The organism is Collinsella sp. AF29-7AC (assembly GCF_003475665.1).
In the GTDB taxonomy this organism is placed as follows: domain Bacteria; phylum Actinomycetota; class Coriobacteriia; order Coriobacteriales; family Coriobacteriaceae; genus Collinsella.
Map to the genome: position 1 here is coordinate 128,392 of NZ_QRQX01000006.1, position 13,304 is coordinate 141,695.

Genomic DNA, 13,304 nt, shown 5'->3' on the forward strand with positions numbered 1-13,304 from the left:
ATTGTGACTACTAAAGAAGTAACAGAGGATAATGCGCCCGTGGGCGCGGCGCTCATTGCTCAGGCCATGGACCGGCGCGAGAGCGCGGCGGGCGCCGGTGCCGGATCCGCTGCAAGCACGGGCACGATGAGCCTCCCAGGCTCGCCCGAGTTTGCCGCAGAGTCCCGCGCGCTCGACACGAGGTCGCTTGGCTACCGCTTCGTCAAGCGCACCTTCGACATCGCGTTCAGCGCGTGCGTCTGCGTCGTGGGGCTCATCCCTGGCGCGGTGCTCTGTGCGTTCATTGCGGCCGATACCAAGGGCGCACCCATCTACGCTCACGAGCGCGCGGGGCGCTTCGGTCGCCCCATCCGCGTGCTCAAGTTCCGCTCCATGGTCGCCGACGCCAACGACGTGGAGAAGTACCTCAGCCCCGAGCAGATCGAGGAGTGGCACCGCGAGCGGAAGGTCACAAACGATCCCCGCATCACCAAGCTAGGCCGCGTCCTGCGCAAGACTTCCCTGGACGAGCTGCCCCAGTTCTTCAACGTGCTCGCGGGCCAGCTCTCCGTCATCGGCCCTCGCGCCATCACCTACGAGGAGCTCGGGAACTTTACGCACGAGCAACAGGTGCAGGTGCTTGCCGTCCCGCAGGGCATTACCGGTGCCTGGCAGTCGGGCCCGCGCAACCTCGCGACCTTCGAGAACGGCCTGCGCCAGGAGTTCGAGCTTGCCTACGCGAAGGGTGCCAGCCTCAAGGCAGACTGGAAGGTCTTCTTCAAGACCTTTGGCGTCATGTTCGGCAAGAAGAAGACGGGGAGGTAGCGCATGAGTGCTGACAAACCCCTCGTCTCGATCGTGGTGCCGACCTACAAGCGCTCTGACAGGATTCGCGTGGCCCTGGACTCAATCGCCGCGCAGGACTACGGCGCGGAGAACATCGAACTGATTGTAGTGAGCGACAATCGGCCGGAGTGGCCGGAAAGCGCCGAGACTGACGCGGCGGTCGCCCCCTATGCCGCGAGCCTTCCGCACTTTAGGCTGCTGCACACCTCCGGCCAGACCGGCGGCGGGGCGGCGCGCAACTACGCCTGCCGCCAGGCGACGGGCGAGTACCTCACGTTCCTCGACGATGACGACGAGTTCCTGCCTGACAAGGTGTCCACCCAGGTCGCCTTCATGCAGGAAAACTCCCTCGACATGAGCTGGCAGGATGTCTCGTGGTATGACGAACGTGGCCGGCTTGTGGAGCACCGCAGGCTCGACCATTGCGAGGACTTCTCCACCGAGGGTCTGCTGCGCGCGCACCTCCTAACGCCGATAAGCCCAACGGCCATCTATATGCTCAGGCGCGACCTGTTCGACCGCACTGAGGGTTTCGGCGAGGTGGCGACCGGCCAAGACTGGTGGCTGATGCTGCGCTGCATAGAGGCTGGCGCCCACATGGGCTACATGCCCGAGGTGCACGTGAGGCAGTACCTCCATTCCGGCGAGAGGCTCTCGCTTGGCAAGAACAAGGTAAACGGCGAGGTCGCAAGGCACGAGGTGGTGCGCGGCTACTACCCGCGCCTCAGCAAGAAGGATGTGCGCTACATCGAATTTCGCCACAACGCCGTGCTCGCCTTCGCTATGAAGCGCAGCAACCAGCCAGGCCAGGCTGTGATTTACGCCTTAAAGGCCATTGCCTCATCGCCCGCCGCCTGCGTCTCTGAGGCGCTGAAGTTCTTCGGCAAGGCGAAATCCTAACTATTTCATATGTGTGCCTGCTCTTAACGAAAGGTTGAATGATATGTCCGAAAAAATGAAGATAGCAGTCGCCGGCACCGGCTATGTGGGGCTCTCGTTGGCCGTTCTGCTCTCGCAGCACAACGAGGTGCGCGCGCTCGACATCGTCTCTGAGAAGGTAGAGAAGATTAACGCTTTTCAGTCGCCCATCCAGGACGACGAGATTGAGCTCTTCCTGGCCGAGGCTAAGGCGGGCACGAGGAAGCTCGACCTGCATGCAACCGTGGACGTCGCCGAGGCCTATACAGGCGCGGATTTCGCCATCGTGGCCACGCCAACGAACTACGACTCGGACCGCAACTTTTTCGACACCTCGTCTGTTGAAGCCGCAATTTCGGCAATCCGCTCGGTGAACCCGACGGCCTGGATTGTCATCAAGTCGACCATCCCTGTGGGTTACACTTCGTCGCTTCGCGAGACGCTTGGCGACAGCCGCATCATCTTCAGCCCCGAGTTCCTTCGAGAGAGCAAGGCGCTCTACGATAATTTGCACCCTAGCCGCATCGTTGTGGGCGCGCCCAAGGACGACGAGGAAGCTGTGAAGGCCGCAAAGACGTTTGCTGGGCTGCTCGCCCAAGGCGTCGGCCCCGCCGAGCTTGAGCGCACCAACCCTGATGGCACGACGGGCATCCCGCAGCTCGTTCTTGGTACCACCGAGGCGGAGGCCGTGAAGCTGTTCGCCAACACCTATCTGGCACTTCGCGTGGCGTACTTCAATGAGCTGGACACTTACTGCGAGATGAGGGGACTCAACACCAAGGACGTCATCGATGGCGTGTGCCTAGAGCCCCGCATTGGCTCCCACTACAACAACCCCTCCTTCGGCTACGGCGGCTACTGCCTGCCCAAGGACACCAAGCAGTTGCTGGCCAACTATAAGGACGTGCCTCAGAACCTTATCGAGGCCATCGTCGATGCCAACCGCACTCGCAAGGACTACATTGCAGACGAGGTACTGCAACTGCTGTGGGACAAGGTATACGAAGGCAAGGAGAAGCCCGTGGCGGGCGTGTACCGCCTGACCATGAAGTCGAACTCCGACAATTTCCGCGCCAGTTCCATCCAGGGCGTTATGAAGCGCGTGAAGGCCAAGGGAGTGCCGGTCGTTGTCTACGAGCCAACGCTGGACGCGCCGGAATTCTTCGGTTCCGAGGTGACGCATGACCTTGAGAGGTTCAAGGCCGAGTGCGACGTGATCATTGCCAACCGGTGGAGCGACGATCTGGCCGATGTTGCCGGCAAGGTGTATACCCGCGACCTATTCAAGAGGGATTAGTATTTGTGGCGATTACTGCTGATAAAAAAAAGAGACGGCTGCTCCTTCTGACGAGGAGGTTCCCCTTTAACCGCGGCGAGGTCGCCGCTGAGTCCTATCTCGAGAACGAGATAGGCGTTCTTTCGACCTATTTCGACGAGGTGCTCGCCGTGGGGACCGAGGCGCAGCCGGGTGACGCGCCCACCTGCGCGCTGCCGGGCAATGTGACGCCCCTGGCCTTGGGTTGCGGTAATACCTCCAAGGACAAGGCTTTGCTTGCAGTCAAAGGGATCGCGTTTCCCCTTTTGGGCGGTGCGGACGTTCGTGAGGCCTATGCCACAGAATCCGTTCATGGAATCGGAAAGCGCGTGTTTCGGGGCTACTTTGCCGCGAGGGCGAAGGCAAAGGCGGACGTGCTTGCGGAGGAACTGGTCCGCTTTGGCTTTGAGCCCACGCACATATACAGCTTTTGGCTTTACGACACCGCTTTGGTCGCTGCTTGGCTGACCGGCACGTACCCATGTGCACGCGCCGTTGCGCGTGCACATGGGTACGATCTGTATGCAGATCGTACCGATGTGCATTATTTGCCCTTCCGGGGATACCTCCTATCCAAGCTTTCCGGAGTGCTTCCCTGCTCGAAAGACGGGGAGGAATACATAAACGCGAACTGGCCGGGCCATGAGGGCAAGGTGACGACCTCCTATCTCGGAACGCGGGAGATGCCAGACAAGTCCGGCGAGCCGTTGACCTGCCCGTTGCGGGTCGTCTCGTGCTCGCGTATTGTCGACGTTAAGCGCGTGCCTCTTCTTGCTAAGGCTGTCACCCTTCTTGATGCCGAAGGGCTTCGCGTCGAATGGACCCATTACGGCGACGGCCCACAGCTCGAGGAGGCGAGGGCCGCCTGCTCGTTGCTGACGCACTCCACCGCGAAGTTCGCGGGGGCTTTGCCGAACGACGCGCTTTTGGGGGAGTACGCAGCGAAGCATTTCGACGTCTTCGTGAACGTCTCGTCAAGCGAGGGCCTGCCGCTTTCGATCATGGAGGCCTGCGGATTCGGCATTCCCGTCATCGCCACGGACGTTGGCGGAACCCACGAGATAGTAAGCGATGGCGTCAACGGCTTTCTCCTACCTAGTGACTGTGGACCGGAAGATGTCGCCGCGGCCATAAAGCGATTCGTCTTTTTGGGCAAGGCCGAAGGGTCTTCTATGAGGCGCGCTGCAAGGGCCGTTTGGGAGAGGGACTTCCGTTTGGAGGCCAACGTGGAGGGGCTTGTGCGCTCGCTCGGAGTCGATTACAGAAACGAAGGTGAATGATGGGCCAGATTGCGCAGAAGATGACCATGCTCAAAAGGTGGAGCAAAATGCTCACTGGCAAGACGGCTGTGGCCGTAGAGCAGAGCTTGGGCAGGGCCTATAATGTCGGACAGTTGTCCGGGTACTACAACGATTTGACCGGCAAGGTCACTGGCAGTACTCTGCTCGACGAGGGCGGTGTCCCTGTTAGCGTCATCGCCGGTGGGGCGCGGGTGCATTTCCCCATCGCCATTTTCCAATACGGTTTGGGCTGTTACGACTTGAGCATTCTCAGGTCGGATGAAGTTGAGCGCTTTCTCGACGCACTAAGGGTATGCTCGGATTGGGCGATCGGCGCCCAGCGGGATGACGGCTCTTGGGACGCATTTGGTCCGATAGGCAGCGCTAAGTACTCCGTCTCCTCGATGGCCCAAGGCGAGGGGTGCTCGATGCTGCTGAGGGCCCATGCGGCTTTCGGGGACGAGTGCTATAGAGTTGCGGCGCTGAAAGCTGCCGAGTTCATGCTTATCGACATGGACAATGGCGGCGTGTCGTCGCATGACGGGGGAGAACTGTTCCTGGAGGAGTACCCTCAACGCCCCAGGCGCAGTGTCATGAACGGTTGGGTGTTTAGCCTTTTCGGTCTCTATGACGCATCGTTGGTCGACGCGCGCTTCGCCGGGCCATTCAAGCACTCTGCGGAGACGTTGGCTTGCCATTTGGATGACTACGACGCCGGCTTCTGGTCTTATTACGACATGGAAAAGCATATCGCCTCTCCCGCCTACCATCATCTACATATAGCGCAGCTCCGCGCAATGGCGGATCTTTCAGGCGACGCAAGGTTCGCGGTGAAGGCCGAGGTATACGAGCGCTATCAGGAATCTCCGGCCAACCGCAGGAAGGCGATTGCTAAAAAGGCGCTGCAGAAGCTGATCGAGAAATCCGATGCGGTGATCGTCCAATGAAGAAGGCCCTCTATATCGTGACCTCGATGGACACCGGCGGGGCCGAGACGGTATTCATGAAGTATTACCGGGCTTTGGACAAGTCGCGCTATCAGCTCGACTTCTGTGTGTCGTCCGACGTGCCGGGCTTTTACGACGCCGAAATCGAGTCGATGGGCGGCAGAATTGTGCACACAGTCAAGAAGACCGAGGCCGGGCCGGTCGCATCGTTCAAGCGGCTCATGCAGATAGCCCGGGACGGCGGTTATTGCTGTGCTGTCAGGTCGTCTCAGCACAGCCTTTCCTGTCTTGATTTGCTCGCCATGAGATTCGGAGGCGTGTCCAGAACCATATTCAGGTCAAGCAACACGGGTACAGTTTCGAACAGCAAAAAGGAGACCCTGCTGCACAATCTTTTCAAGCCCCTTGTCAGGGTTGCGGCGACCGACTTCGCCGCCCCGTCTACCGAGGCGGGCGTCTACATGTTCGGCAAGGCGGGGGTATCGGGGCCGCGTTTCCATCTCATGAAGAACGCGCTCAACCTCGAGGACTACGCCTATGACGCTTCGACACGGGACGATGTTAAGCGCGAACTGGGCGTTCCTGCCGAGTCCTATGTCGTCGGGCACGTCGGGAGGTTCAGTGAGCAGAAGAACCACCTCTTCCTTGTCGATGTTTTTGCTGAAATCGCCCGGAGAAGGCCAGACGCCGTCCTCATTCTCGTCGGCAAAGGCGAGACACGCACGGCCGTTGAGAGGCGCGTTGCCGAGCTCGGATTGACCGATAGGGTGGTGTTTGCCGGGGTTAGGAGCGATGTCCGCCGTCTCTATTCGGCTATGGACGTCTTCATCTTCCCCTCTGTCTACGAAGGCCTGCCGAACGTCGTCGTCGAGGCGCAGGCAAACGGACTCCCTTGCGTGATTAGCGACTCCATCACGCGGGAGGTTGGCATTTGCGAGAACGTCGTTTACAAAAGTCTGGGCGACGCTCTGGACGAATGGGCCGACGCCGCGCTCTCCGCGGATCGCATAGGGTCAAGCGCCAGTGCGAGGGATTTGAAAGGCTCGGGCTATGAAATCAATTCGGAGCTTCCCGGTTTCGTGAGGCTGGTATTCGGATGAACTTTATCGAAACATCGCTTTTCTACTTTCTTGTCGTTTTGCTTTCAGCGGCGCTTGCGCGCATGTCGGAAAACGGCAAGAGTAAGGCTGGGCTGGTCGCTGCCGTGGTTCTTCTTACCGCCATCGGGGGCTTGAGGTCGTATGCGGTTGGGCAGGATACCCTGGGTTATAAAGAGGGAATCGAGTACTTCTACGCGTATGGGACCACGATGTGGAACCATACGTTCAGCGTTCCGTACGGTGTCTTCACAAGTGCGGTGCTCCATATCTGTAACAATTACTCGTTCTTGCTCGTCGTCGAGTCGCTGATCACCAACGCCTTTTTTGCTTTCAGGCTTTGGGATTTTAGACGAACGGCATCGCTCTCGTTTGCGATGTTCGTCTATACGGCAACGGTGTTCCCGCTGTCTATGTGTCTGACGTGCCAGATGATTGCAGTCTCGCTGGTTTTCTACGCAACCAGGTTTTTAGAACAGAATAAGCCGTTGCTTTTTTGCGCTTGGTGGGCTGTTGGCGCTCTTTTGCACGCGTCCGCCCTGATAGGGGTCCTATTCCTCATCTACTACCTATTTTCCAACAAAAGCAAGAGCCGATCGCAGTTCGCCGCGAAGATGCTTGCATCGGTTGCCCTGCTGTTCCTGGCAGCTTATGCGGGCTCTAAGCTCGTCGACCGGTATGCGCGTTACTCCGTGAACGAATCGAGCATCGGGTTGATGGTTTTTGCGCAGGCGACCGTCCTCGCGATCGCATATTTCGTCAGCCGCGAAACTGCGAATGTTGCCCCGGTTGAGAGCGACGGAACGTCGCGGCTCAAAGCCAACCGGATGCCGCTCGTGTTTTACGCTTTAGGCATTTTGGCTTCGGCGTCCTCTTATGTGATTGCCAACGCCGGCCGCATAGCCTATTACTTCACCGTATTAGGCCCTGTGATTTTCGGAGGCTTCGTGAAGGACGCTCGGAAAATAAAAGCCCGTTTTTGTCTTGGCTGTTTTCTAGTTGTCTGGTTCCTTTTCTACGCCTTTTATGCCTATCTGCTTCATACCGGGCTTGGTATCGAGTCTTATTCGTTCGTCTGGATGGGGTAAATAGTGCCCGAAACCGTTTCGGGCATATACGAGCAAAGTCTACGTTGGTGGTTTGCATACGCCCAGGGCTTGTTCCATGTGTAGCGCAGAGAATTAAAAAGTAAAACGCTTTGTTTAAGCTCGGACTTAAGGAAATTGTATATATGGAAAGCAAAATTAAAAAATACCTAAGTGACCCGTGGATGGCCTACTGTGCCTTTACGTCGAAGGGTCTAACGAAATGGGTTTCCGACAGGACGCACCTTCGATTGATGCATCGCGCCAAGTTGGGCATGTGGCCTAGCATAGACTCGCCGGTGACCTTCACTGAGAAGATGCAGTGGCTGAAGCTTAACGATCACAACCCTGCGTACACGACCATGGTCGACAAGTACCGCGCTAAGGACCTCATTGCCTCGCGTGTGGGCTCCGAGCACGTGGTCAAGACGTTGGGCGCCTGGAATTCCGCTGATGACATCGATGTGAGTGGGCTACCGGAGAAGTTCGTACTCAAAACGAACCACGACTGCGGCGGCGTGCTCATCTGCACTGACAAGGGACACTTCGATCTCAACAGTGCCAAGGACTTTTTTCGGGGTCATTTGAAGCAGAATTATTTTTACGGGTGCAGGGAATGGCCTTACAAGAACGTGAAGCCCGTCGTGTTCGCCGAGGAGTTCTTGGAGAGCGAGGGCGATAATGCCCGTGATGAAGACGATAACTGGGAAGGCATCGACGAGTTCGACTTCTTCTGCTTTGACGGGGAACCCCGGCTGATTTCTTATTGTCACGGGGACAAGAACGATTCTGAGAAGAGGTACAACGATTTCTACGACACTGAGTGGAATCTGCTGCCTTTGGCGATGGGATACGCGAGTTCCGAAGAGACGATCCCTGCCCCGGAGCAGCTCAGCGAGATGCTCGAGCTATCAAGGAAACTGAGTGACGGTGTACCTTTCTTGAGGGTCGACCTCTTCATCTGCAAGGGGCGCGTTCTCGTCGGCGAGCTGACTTTCTACCCGTGGGGCGGGTTTACGCCTTTCAGCCCCGCTGAGGCGGAGAGGACGTTGGGGCAAATGGTTTCTTTGCCCCAACGTGAAAACGAGGAATGATGGCAAACGAAAGCTGCATTCAGTGCGTGCGCATGGATAATCAGCCAGTAAGCGCGCTCCGGCGTTTCTTCATGGAGGTTTAGTATGTCCGACACAAAAGACCTCCGGGCGAGGTCGGCAAGCGCGGCAAAGTGGTCTCTGGCAACCGAGATTATCGCCAAAATCATCTCGCCTATCTCGCAGCTCGTCTTAGCGAGGCTGCTGGCGCCAGAGGCGTTTGGCATGGTGGCGACCGTCACCATGGTAGTGAGCTTTGCCGACATGTTCGCGGACGCCGGGTTCCAGAAGTACCTGGTGCAACACAGCTTCCGAGACAAAAAAGACCTGCATGCCAACGCTAACGTGGCCTTTTGGACGAACTTCGGCATATCGGTGGTCCTGTGGTGTCTCATTGCCATATTCAACGATCCGGTGGCCACCTTCGTGGGCAATCCGTCGCTGGGCTTTCCCTTGGCCGTGGCCTGCCTCTCTCTCCCGTTGACGTCGTTTTCGAGCATTCAGATGGCGTTGTTCCACCGTAATCTCGATTTCAAGTCGCTTATGCCGGTGAGACTGACGTCGACCTTACTTAACTTCGGCTCGACGCTTGTACTGGCGTTTATGGGATTTGGTTACTGGTCGCTTATCGTTGGCACTTTGGCGGCGAATATTGTAAATGCAGTGGGGCTGACTCTGCTGTCTGAGTGGAAGCCGCGTTTTTTCTACTCCTTCAACATGCTGAAGGCTATGTTCTCATTCAGCGGATGGACGCTTTTGGAGTCGTTCACCATATGGCTTTCCTCTTGGGCGGGCACCTTTATCGTGGGGCATTTCCTGGGTGCGGCTGAGTTGGGATATTACAAGACGCCAGTCACCTTTGTGAGCGGGTGCTTCGGGATTATCACGAACGCTACGACGCCCATCTTGTTCTCGTCACTTTCGCGCCTTCAGTTTGATCGGGAAGAATACGTTGCTTATCTGCGACGCTTCCAGTTCATGGTGGCATTGTTCCTGTTGCCGTTGTCTGCGGGTATCTTCGTATTCCGCGAGCCTTTGGTGGCCCTGTTGCTCGGCGATCAGTGGGGCGAGGCGACGCTCATGTTCGGGTTGTATGGGCTGGTGCAGGGGCCGATGGTGCTGCTCTCATACTACAGCAGCGAGATGTATCGCTCTCTTGGTAAACCGCGCGTGTCTACGCTTGTGCAGGTGATGTACCTCGTGTTGATGACGCCGCTTATGACCGTGGCGGCTATGCAAGGGTTCGATGCCGTCGTGTGGGCTGATGCGGGATTGAGAATCCTTTTGATTGCTATCAACCAAGTGGTCACATATTTCGTGGTTGGCCTTTCGTTTGGGCGCACTATGTTGTCGCTCAAGGAGCCCATTTTCTGCACATCGATGATGTGCGCATTTGCATGGGTGACGTATGGACTCGCATCTAGCAACTGGCTTGGCGTCGGGTTGGACATTGTAGGGTGCGTCGTTGTCTATTTCGCGATTTGCTTTGCTTTGCCCAAGAGTAGGAGGGTGCTGCTGAAGCTGGTCAAGGGCGGCGGCTTTAAAACGTTTTGAGGTCTGTAATTAACTTGTTGGGAGTTCCATCTCAGGACTTCCTTAAAACGAAAGAGTGGGGTATATATGCAGGATAGAAAAGTCCTCGTCACTGGCGCCGCCGGCTTCATCGGGGCGTTTCTGGTGAAGCGGCTGCTCGAAACCACCGACGACGCGATCATCGGTCTGGACAACGTGAACAGCTACTACGACCCTGGCATCAAGGAGGCTCGCCTGCGAATGCTGGCGGAGGTGGACAAGGCGGGGCGTTTCGCCTTCGTGCGCGGCGACCTGTGCGATGCCGCGTTGATAGAGCGCCTGTTCGCTGAGAACGGCTTCGACGTTGTGGTGAACTTGGCCGCCCAGGCCGGTGTGCGATACTCCATCGAGAACCCCAAGGCCTACATAGACAGCAACCTGGTAGGGTTCTTCAATATATTGGAGGCTTGCAGGCGCCACCCGGTGAAGCATCTTGTCTACGCGAGCTCTTCCTCCGTCTACGGCGGCAACGAGAAAGTGCCTTTCTCGGAGGACGACCGTGTAGACTCTCCGGTGAGCCTGTACGCCGCCACAAAGAAGTCCAACGAGCTAATGGCCGCGGCCTACTCCAAGCTTTACTCCATCCCAGCCACGGGCCTGCGCTTCTTTACGGTGTATGGGCCCATGGGAAGGCCCGACATGGCATACTTCGGCTTCACCGAGAAGTTGCGTCGTGGCGATACGATTAAGATTTTCAACATGGGCGATTGTAAGCGCGACTTTACGTACGTGGACGATATTGTGGAGGGCGTGCGCAGGGTCATGGACGGCGCTCCTGAGGTCAAGATCGGTGTTGATGGTTTGCCAATGGCCGCTCATCGCGTGTATAACATCGGCAATTCGAATCCCGAGAACTTGCTGATCTTCGTTGATACGCTGCAGCGTGTGCTGGTTGAGGAGGGCGTGCTCCCCGCCGATTACGATTTCGAGGCGCATAAGCAGCTCGTTCCTATGCAGCCTGGTGACGTGCCTGTAACCTATGCGGATACTGGCGCCTTGGAGCGCGATTTTGGTTACAAACCCGCAACGCCGCTCGAGGACGGTCTTCGTGAATTCGCGAAGTGGTATCGCGAGTTCTACGGGAATTAGCTGGGTGATAGCAATGTCGAATGTATACAGCAGTGACCGTATTCGCTTTGGGGGGGGGGTCTATTCTCTCAAACCATGCTTTGAGGTTTGTTTGGCTACTTCGAAAGTGCCAGAATTCGCACAATCCTTTATGGCATCTTTTTCGAAAGAGGATGGCTTGCAAATATGGTCTCGAGATCGCGCCTGCCACCTCGATTGGCGAAGGCTTGTATCTGGGTCACGCTTTTGGCATTACGGTAAACCCGAATGCCGTTATCGGTCGCAACTGCAATATGCACAAAGGTGTGACAATTGGTCGGGAAAACCGCGGCAAACGAAAAGGTGCGCCTGTTCTTGGCGATTGCGTTTGGCTTGGTGTCAACTCAACTATTGTTGGTGGCGTTCGTTTAGGCAACGACGTTCTCGTTGCACCGAACACTTATGTTAACTGCGACGTACCAAGCCATTCGATTGTGATTGGGCACCCATGCAAAATCATTTCTCGAGATGGGGCAACAGACGAATATATAAACAACAGGGTCTGAATAATAAAATCGGTTTTACATGTCTTATCCAGGATAGAGGGGGGGGGATCGTCTTCGCTAATTACAGCGAGTTAGCGACTCAGTGAGCTTTGGCGCGCTCTGATGCGAGCGGAAGGTGAAGCAAACTGGAACGGGTAGTAGATTCCCAGAAGCTATATGCAACGTGAGTGTCAAAGATAGCGCGTCTTAACGCATAACCCTGCATTCCTCCTTTCACCGACTGGCAAAACGATTTACACCTAATTGTCGACATTACCCACGCGATTTATCTTTGCCCCCGCATCGATCTCGCTAAACTAATAACTGCTGCTACCAGGGCATTTTCTGGTGCACATTCTATTGGCTCCTGCGAAGATCGGAGCGGGTATGTTTGCTGCCGAGTCCCACGCCAGCCGTCATCACATCGCGATCGCTGCCATGGCCTGCCTATGCGTTTTGCTGGGCGGGCCTTCTTATGACGCGGGCGCGGAGAGCCTCATCATCGCGGGCGCGACGTACTGCGAGCCGGGCGTGTCTGGCCCCGGCTGGGCCTGGACCGATGCCGACCACCTGGAGCTTGACGGCTACGCGGGTGGGGCCATCGGCGCCGAGGGCGACCTGGTGCTGACGCTTGCCGGGCAAAACTCCGTGACGGAGTCGCATGCGCCCGATGCGGACATCACGCTGTGCGGTATGGAGGTGTGGGGCAACCTGACGCTTCGCGGCACCGGGACCCTGACGGCGACGGGCTCGCAGTGCGGGATCCACGTTTCGCAGGCGCTCGTGGTGGACGGCTGCACCGTCGATGTCCGGGCGGACGGGGCCGATATTACGGACGAGGCGTTCGCCGGCGTGATCGCAGGCGACATGGCCGTGCGCGGCGGCGGGCGCATCGCCGCCGTCGGGACCGCGCCCGCCGCCGGCGCGCGTGCCTACGGCGTGTACCTGCAGGGAGCGGGCGCGGGAGTTGGCTCGGCCGGGTGCACGCTTTCCGTCGACGCCTCGTGGCTCGATGCGACCGGTACCGATGGCGGTGTTGCATGCACGAGCGGGTCGCTTGTGCATGCGCGCTTTGTGACGCCTGCGGGCGGGGCCTTCGGTGCCGGCGGCGTTGTGGATGCCTCCGGGGCCATGGCGCCGCATGTGGTGATCGAGCCCGAGGACACCACGGCGCCGGCGGGGGAGACCGACGACGCGGGCGAGCCGGCCGGCGGTGCCGGTCCTGCCGTCGAGCGGCCCGGTGCCGGGTCCGCGACCGATCCCGTCCTGAAGCCCGCGACTGCGCCGACCAAGACGACCACGACAACCGAAACGACGGCGACCAGGACCACGGCGCCCGCGCCATCCAGGGCCAAGACCGCCAGCGCTGCCACCGTCACGCTCCCCAGGACAGCCGACAGCAACTGGATCGCCGCCTCCTTGGCGCTACTCCTGCTGGGGACAGCGCTTGTGTTTGTTAACGTCGTGATTGCGGTTCTAGGTAGGCCAAAGCGTAAAGGCGATTGATCGAACTGCCATACACTTCTAGGTAGGGGCAATTGCAACGTGTATGACGCATAGCAGGGGCGCGCCGGCAAACGCC

12 protein-coding genes are annotated in these 13,304 nt (G+C 58.0%); all 12 read left to right on the forward strand.

All coding sequences use genetic code 11. The features are described 5' to 3' along the window. Positions 1 to 3: 3 nt before the first annotated feature. The 12 genes from DWZ15_RS04225 (at position 4) to DWZ15_RS04280 (ending at position 13,228) form a co-directional block, all read left to right on the forward strand. Positions 4 to 804 carry a sugar transferase gene (locus DWZ15_RS04225; protein WP_199407920.1) on the forward strand — a complete coding sequence of 267 codons (801 nt, stop codon included), beginning with the start codon at positions 4 to 6 and terminating at the stop codon, positions 802 to 804. Positions 805 to 807: 3 nt separating this feature from the next. Next, positions 808 to 1,725 carry a glycosyltransferase family 2 protein gene (locus DWZ15_RS04230; RefSeq protein WP_117564578.1) on the forward strand — a complete coding sequence of 306 codons (918 nt, stop codon included), beginning with the start codon at positions 808 to 810 and terminating at the stop codon, positions 1,723 to 1,725. Between the two features lie 43 nt (positions 1,726 to 1,768). Continuing rightward, complete coding sequence (locus DWZ15_RS04235) at positions 1,769 to 3,040, forward strand: nucleotide sugar dehydrogenase (RefSeq protein WP_267489784.1); 1,272 nt, start codon at positions 1,769 to 1,771, stop codon at positions 3,038 to 3,040. 5 nt (positions 3,041 to 3,045) lie between these two features. Beyond that, the gene (locus DWZ15_RS04240; RefSeq protein WP_117638202.1) at positions 3,046 to 4,338 is read left to right on the forward strand and encodes a glycosyltransferase; all 1,293 of its coding nucleotides are present in this window, start codon (positions 3,046 to 3,048) and stop codon (positions 4,336 to 4,338) included. After that, entirely contained in the window at positions 4,335 to 5,285 is a 951-nt protein-coding gene (locus DWZ15_RS04245) for a D-glucuronyl C5-epimerase family protein (protein WP_117646550.1), read from the forward strand. The genes DWZ15_RS04240 and DWZ15_RS04245 overlap by 4 nt, the downstream gene beginning before the upstream one ends. After that, positions 5,282 to 6,385, forward strand: coding sequence for a glycosyltransferase family 1 protein (locus tag DWZ15_RS04250; protein WP_117564575.1), 1,104 nt, complete (start codon positions 5,282 to 5,284; stop codon positions 6,383 to 6,385). The genes DWZ15_RS04245 and DWZ15_RS04250 overlap by 4 nt, the downstream gene beginning before the upstream one ends. Beyond that, positions 6,382 to 7,470, forward strand: a complete 1,089-nt coding sequence (locus DWZ15_RS04255) for an EpsG family protein (RefSeq protein ID WP_117564574.1) — start codon at positions 6,382 to 6,384, stop codon at positions 7,468 to 7,470. The genes DWZ15_RS04250 and DWZ15_RS04255 overlap by 4 nt, the downstream gene beginning before the upstream one ends. A gap of 110 nt (positions 7,471 to 7,580) precedes the next feature. Then, a complete protein-coding gene (locus DWZ15_RS04260; RefSeq protein WP_117855789.1) occupies positions 7,581 to 8,561 on the forward strand; it encodes an ATP-grasp fold amidoligase family protein in 981 nt (326 codons plus the stop codon). An 84-nt stretch (positions 8,562 to 8,645) separates the two neighbouring features. After that, positions 8,646 to 10,112 carry a lipopolysaccharide biosynthesis protein gene (locus DWZ15_RS04265; protein WP_117564572.1) on the forward strand — a complete coding sequence of 489 codons (1,467 nt, stop codon included), beginning with the start codon at positions 8,646 to 8,648 and terminating at the stop codon, positions 10,110 to 10,112. Positions 10,113 to 10,178: 66 nt separating this feature from the next. After that, a complete protein-coding gene (locus DWZ15_RS04270; protein WP_117638206.1) occupies positions 10,179 to 11,219 on the forward strand; it encodes an NAD-dependent epimerase/dehydratase family protein in 1,041 nt (346 codons plus the stop codon). Positions 11,220 to 11,371: 152 nt separating this feature from the next. Beyond that, entirely contained in the window at positions 11,372 to 11,743 is a 372-nt protein-coding gene (locus DWZ15_RS04275) for a serine O-acetyltransferase (RefSeq protein WP_117564570.1), read from the forward strand. 366 nt (positions 11,744 to 12,109) lie between these two features. Next, the gene (locus DWZ15_RS04280; RefSeq protein WP_118449579.1) at positions 12,110 to 13,228 is read left to right on the forward strand and encodes a hypothetical protein; all 1,119 of its coding nucleotides are present in this window, start codon (positions 12,110 to 12,112) and stop codon (positions 13,226 to 13,228) included. The last annotated feature ends 76 nt before the right edge of the window (positions 13,229 to 13,304 follow it).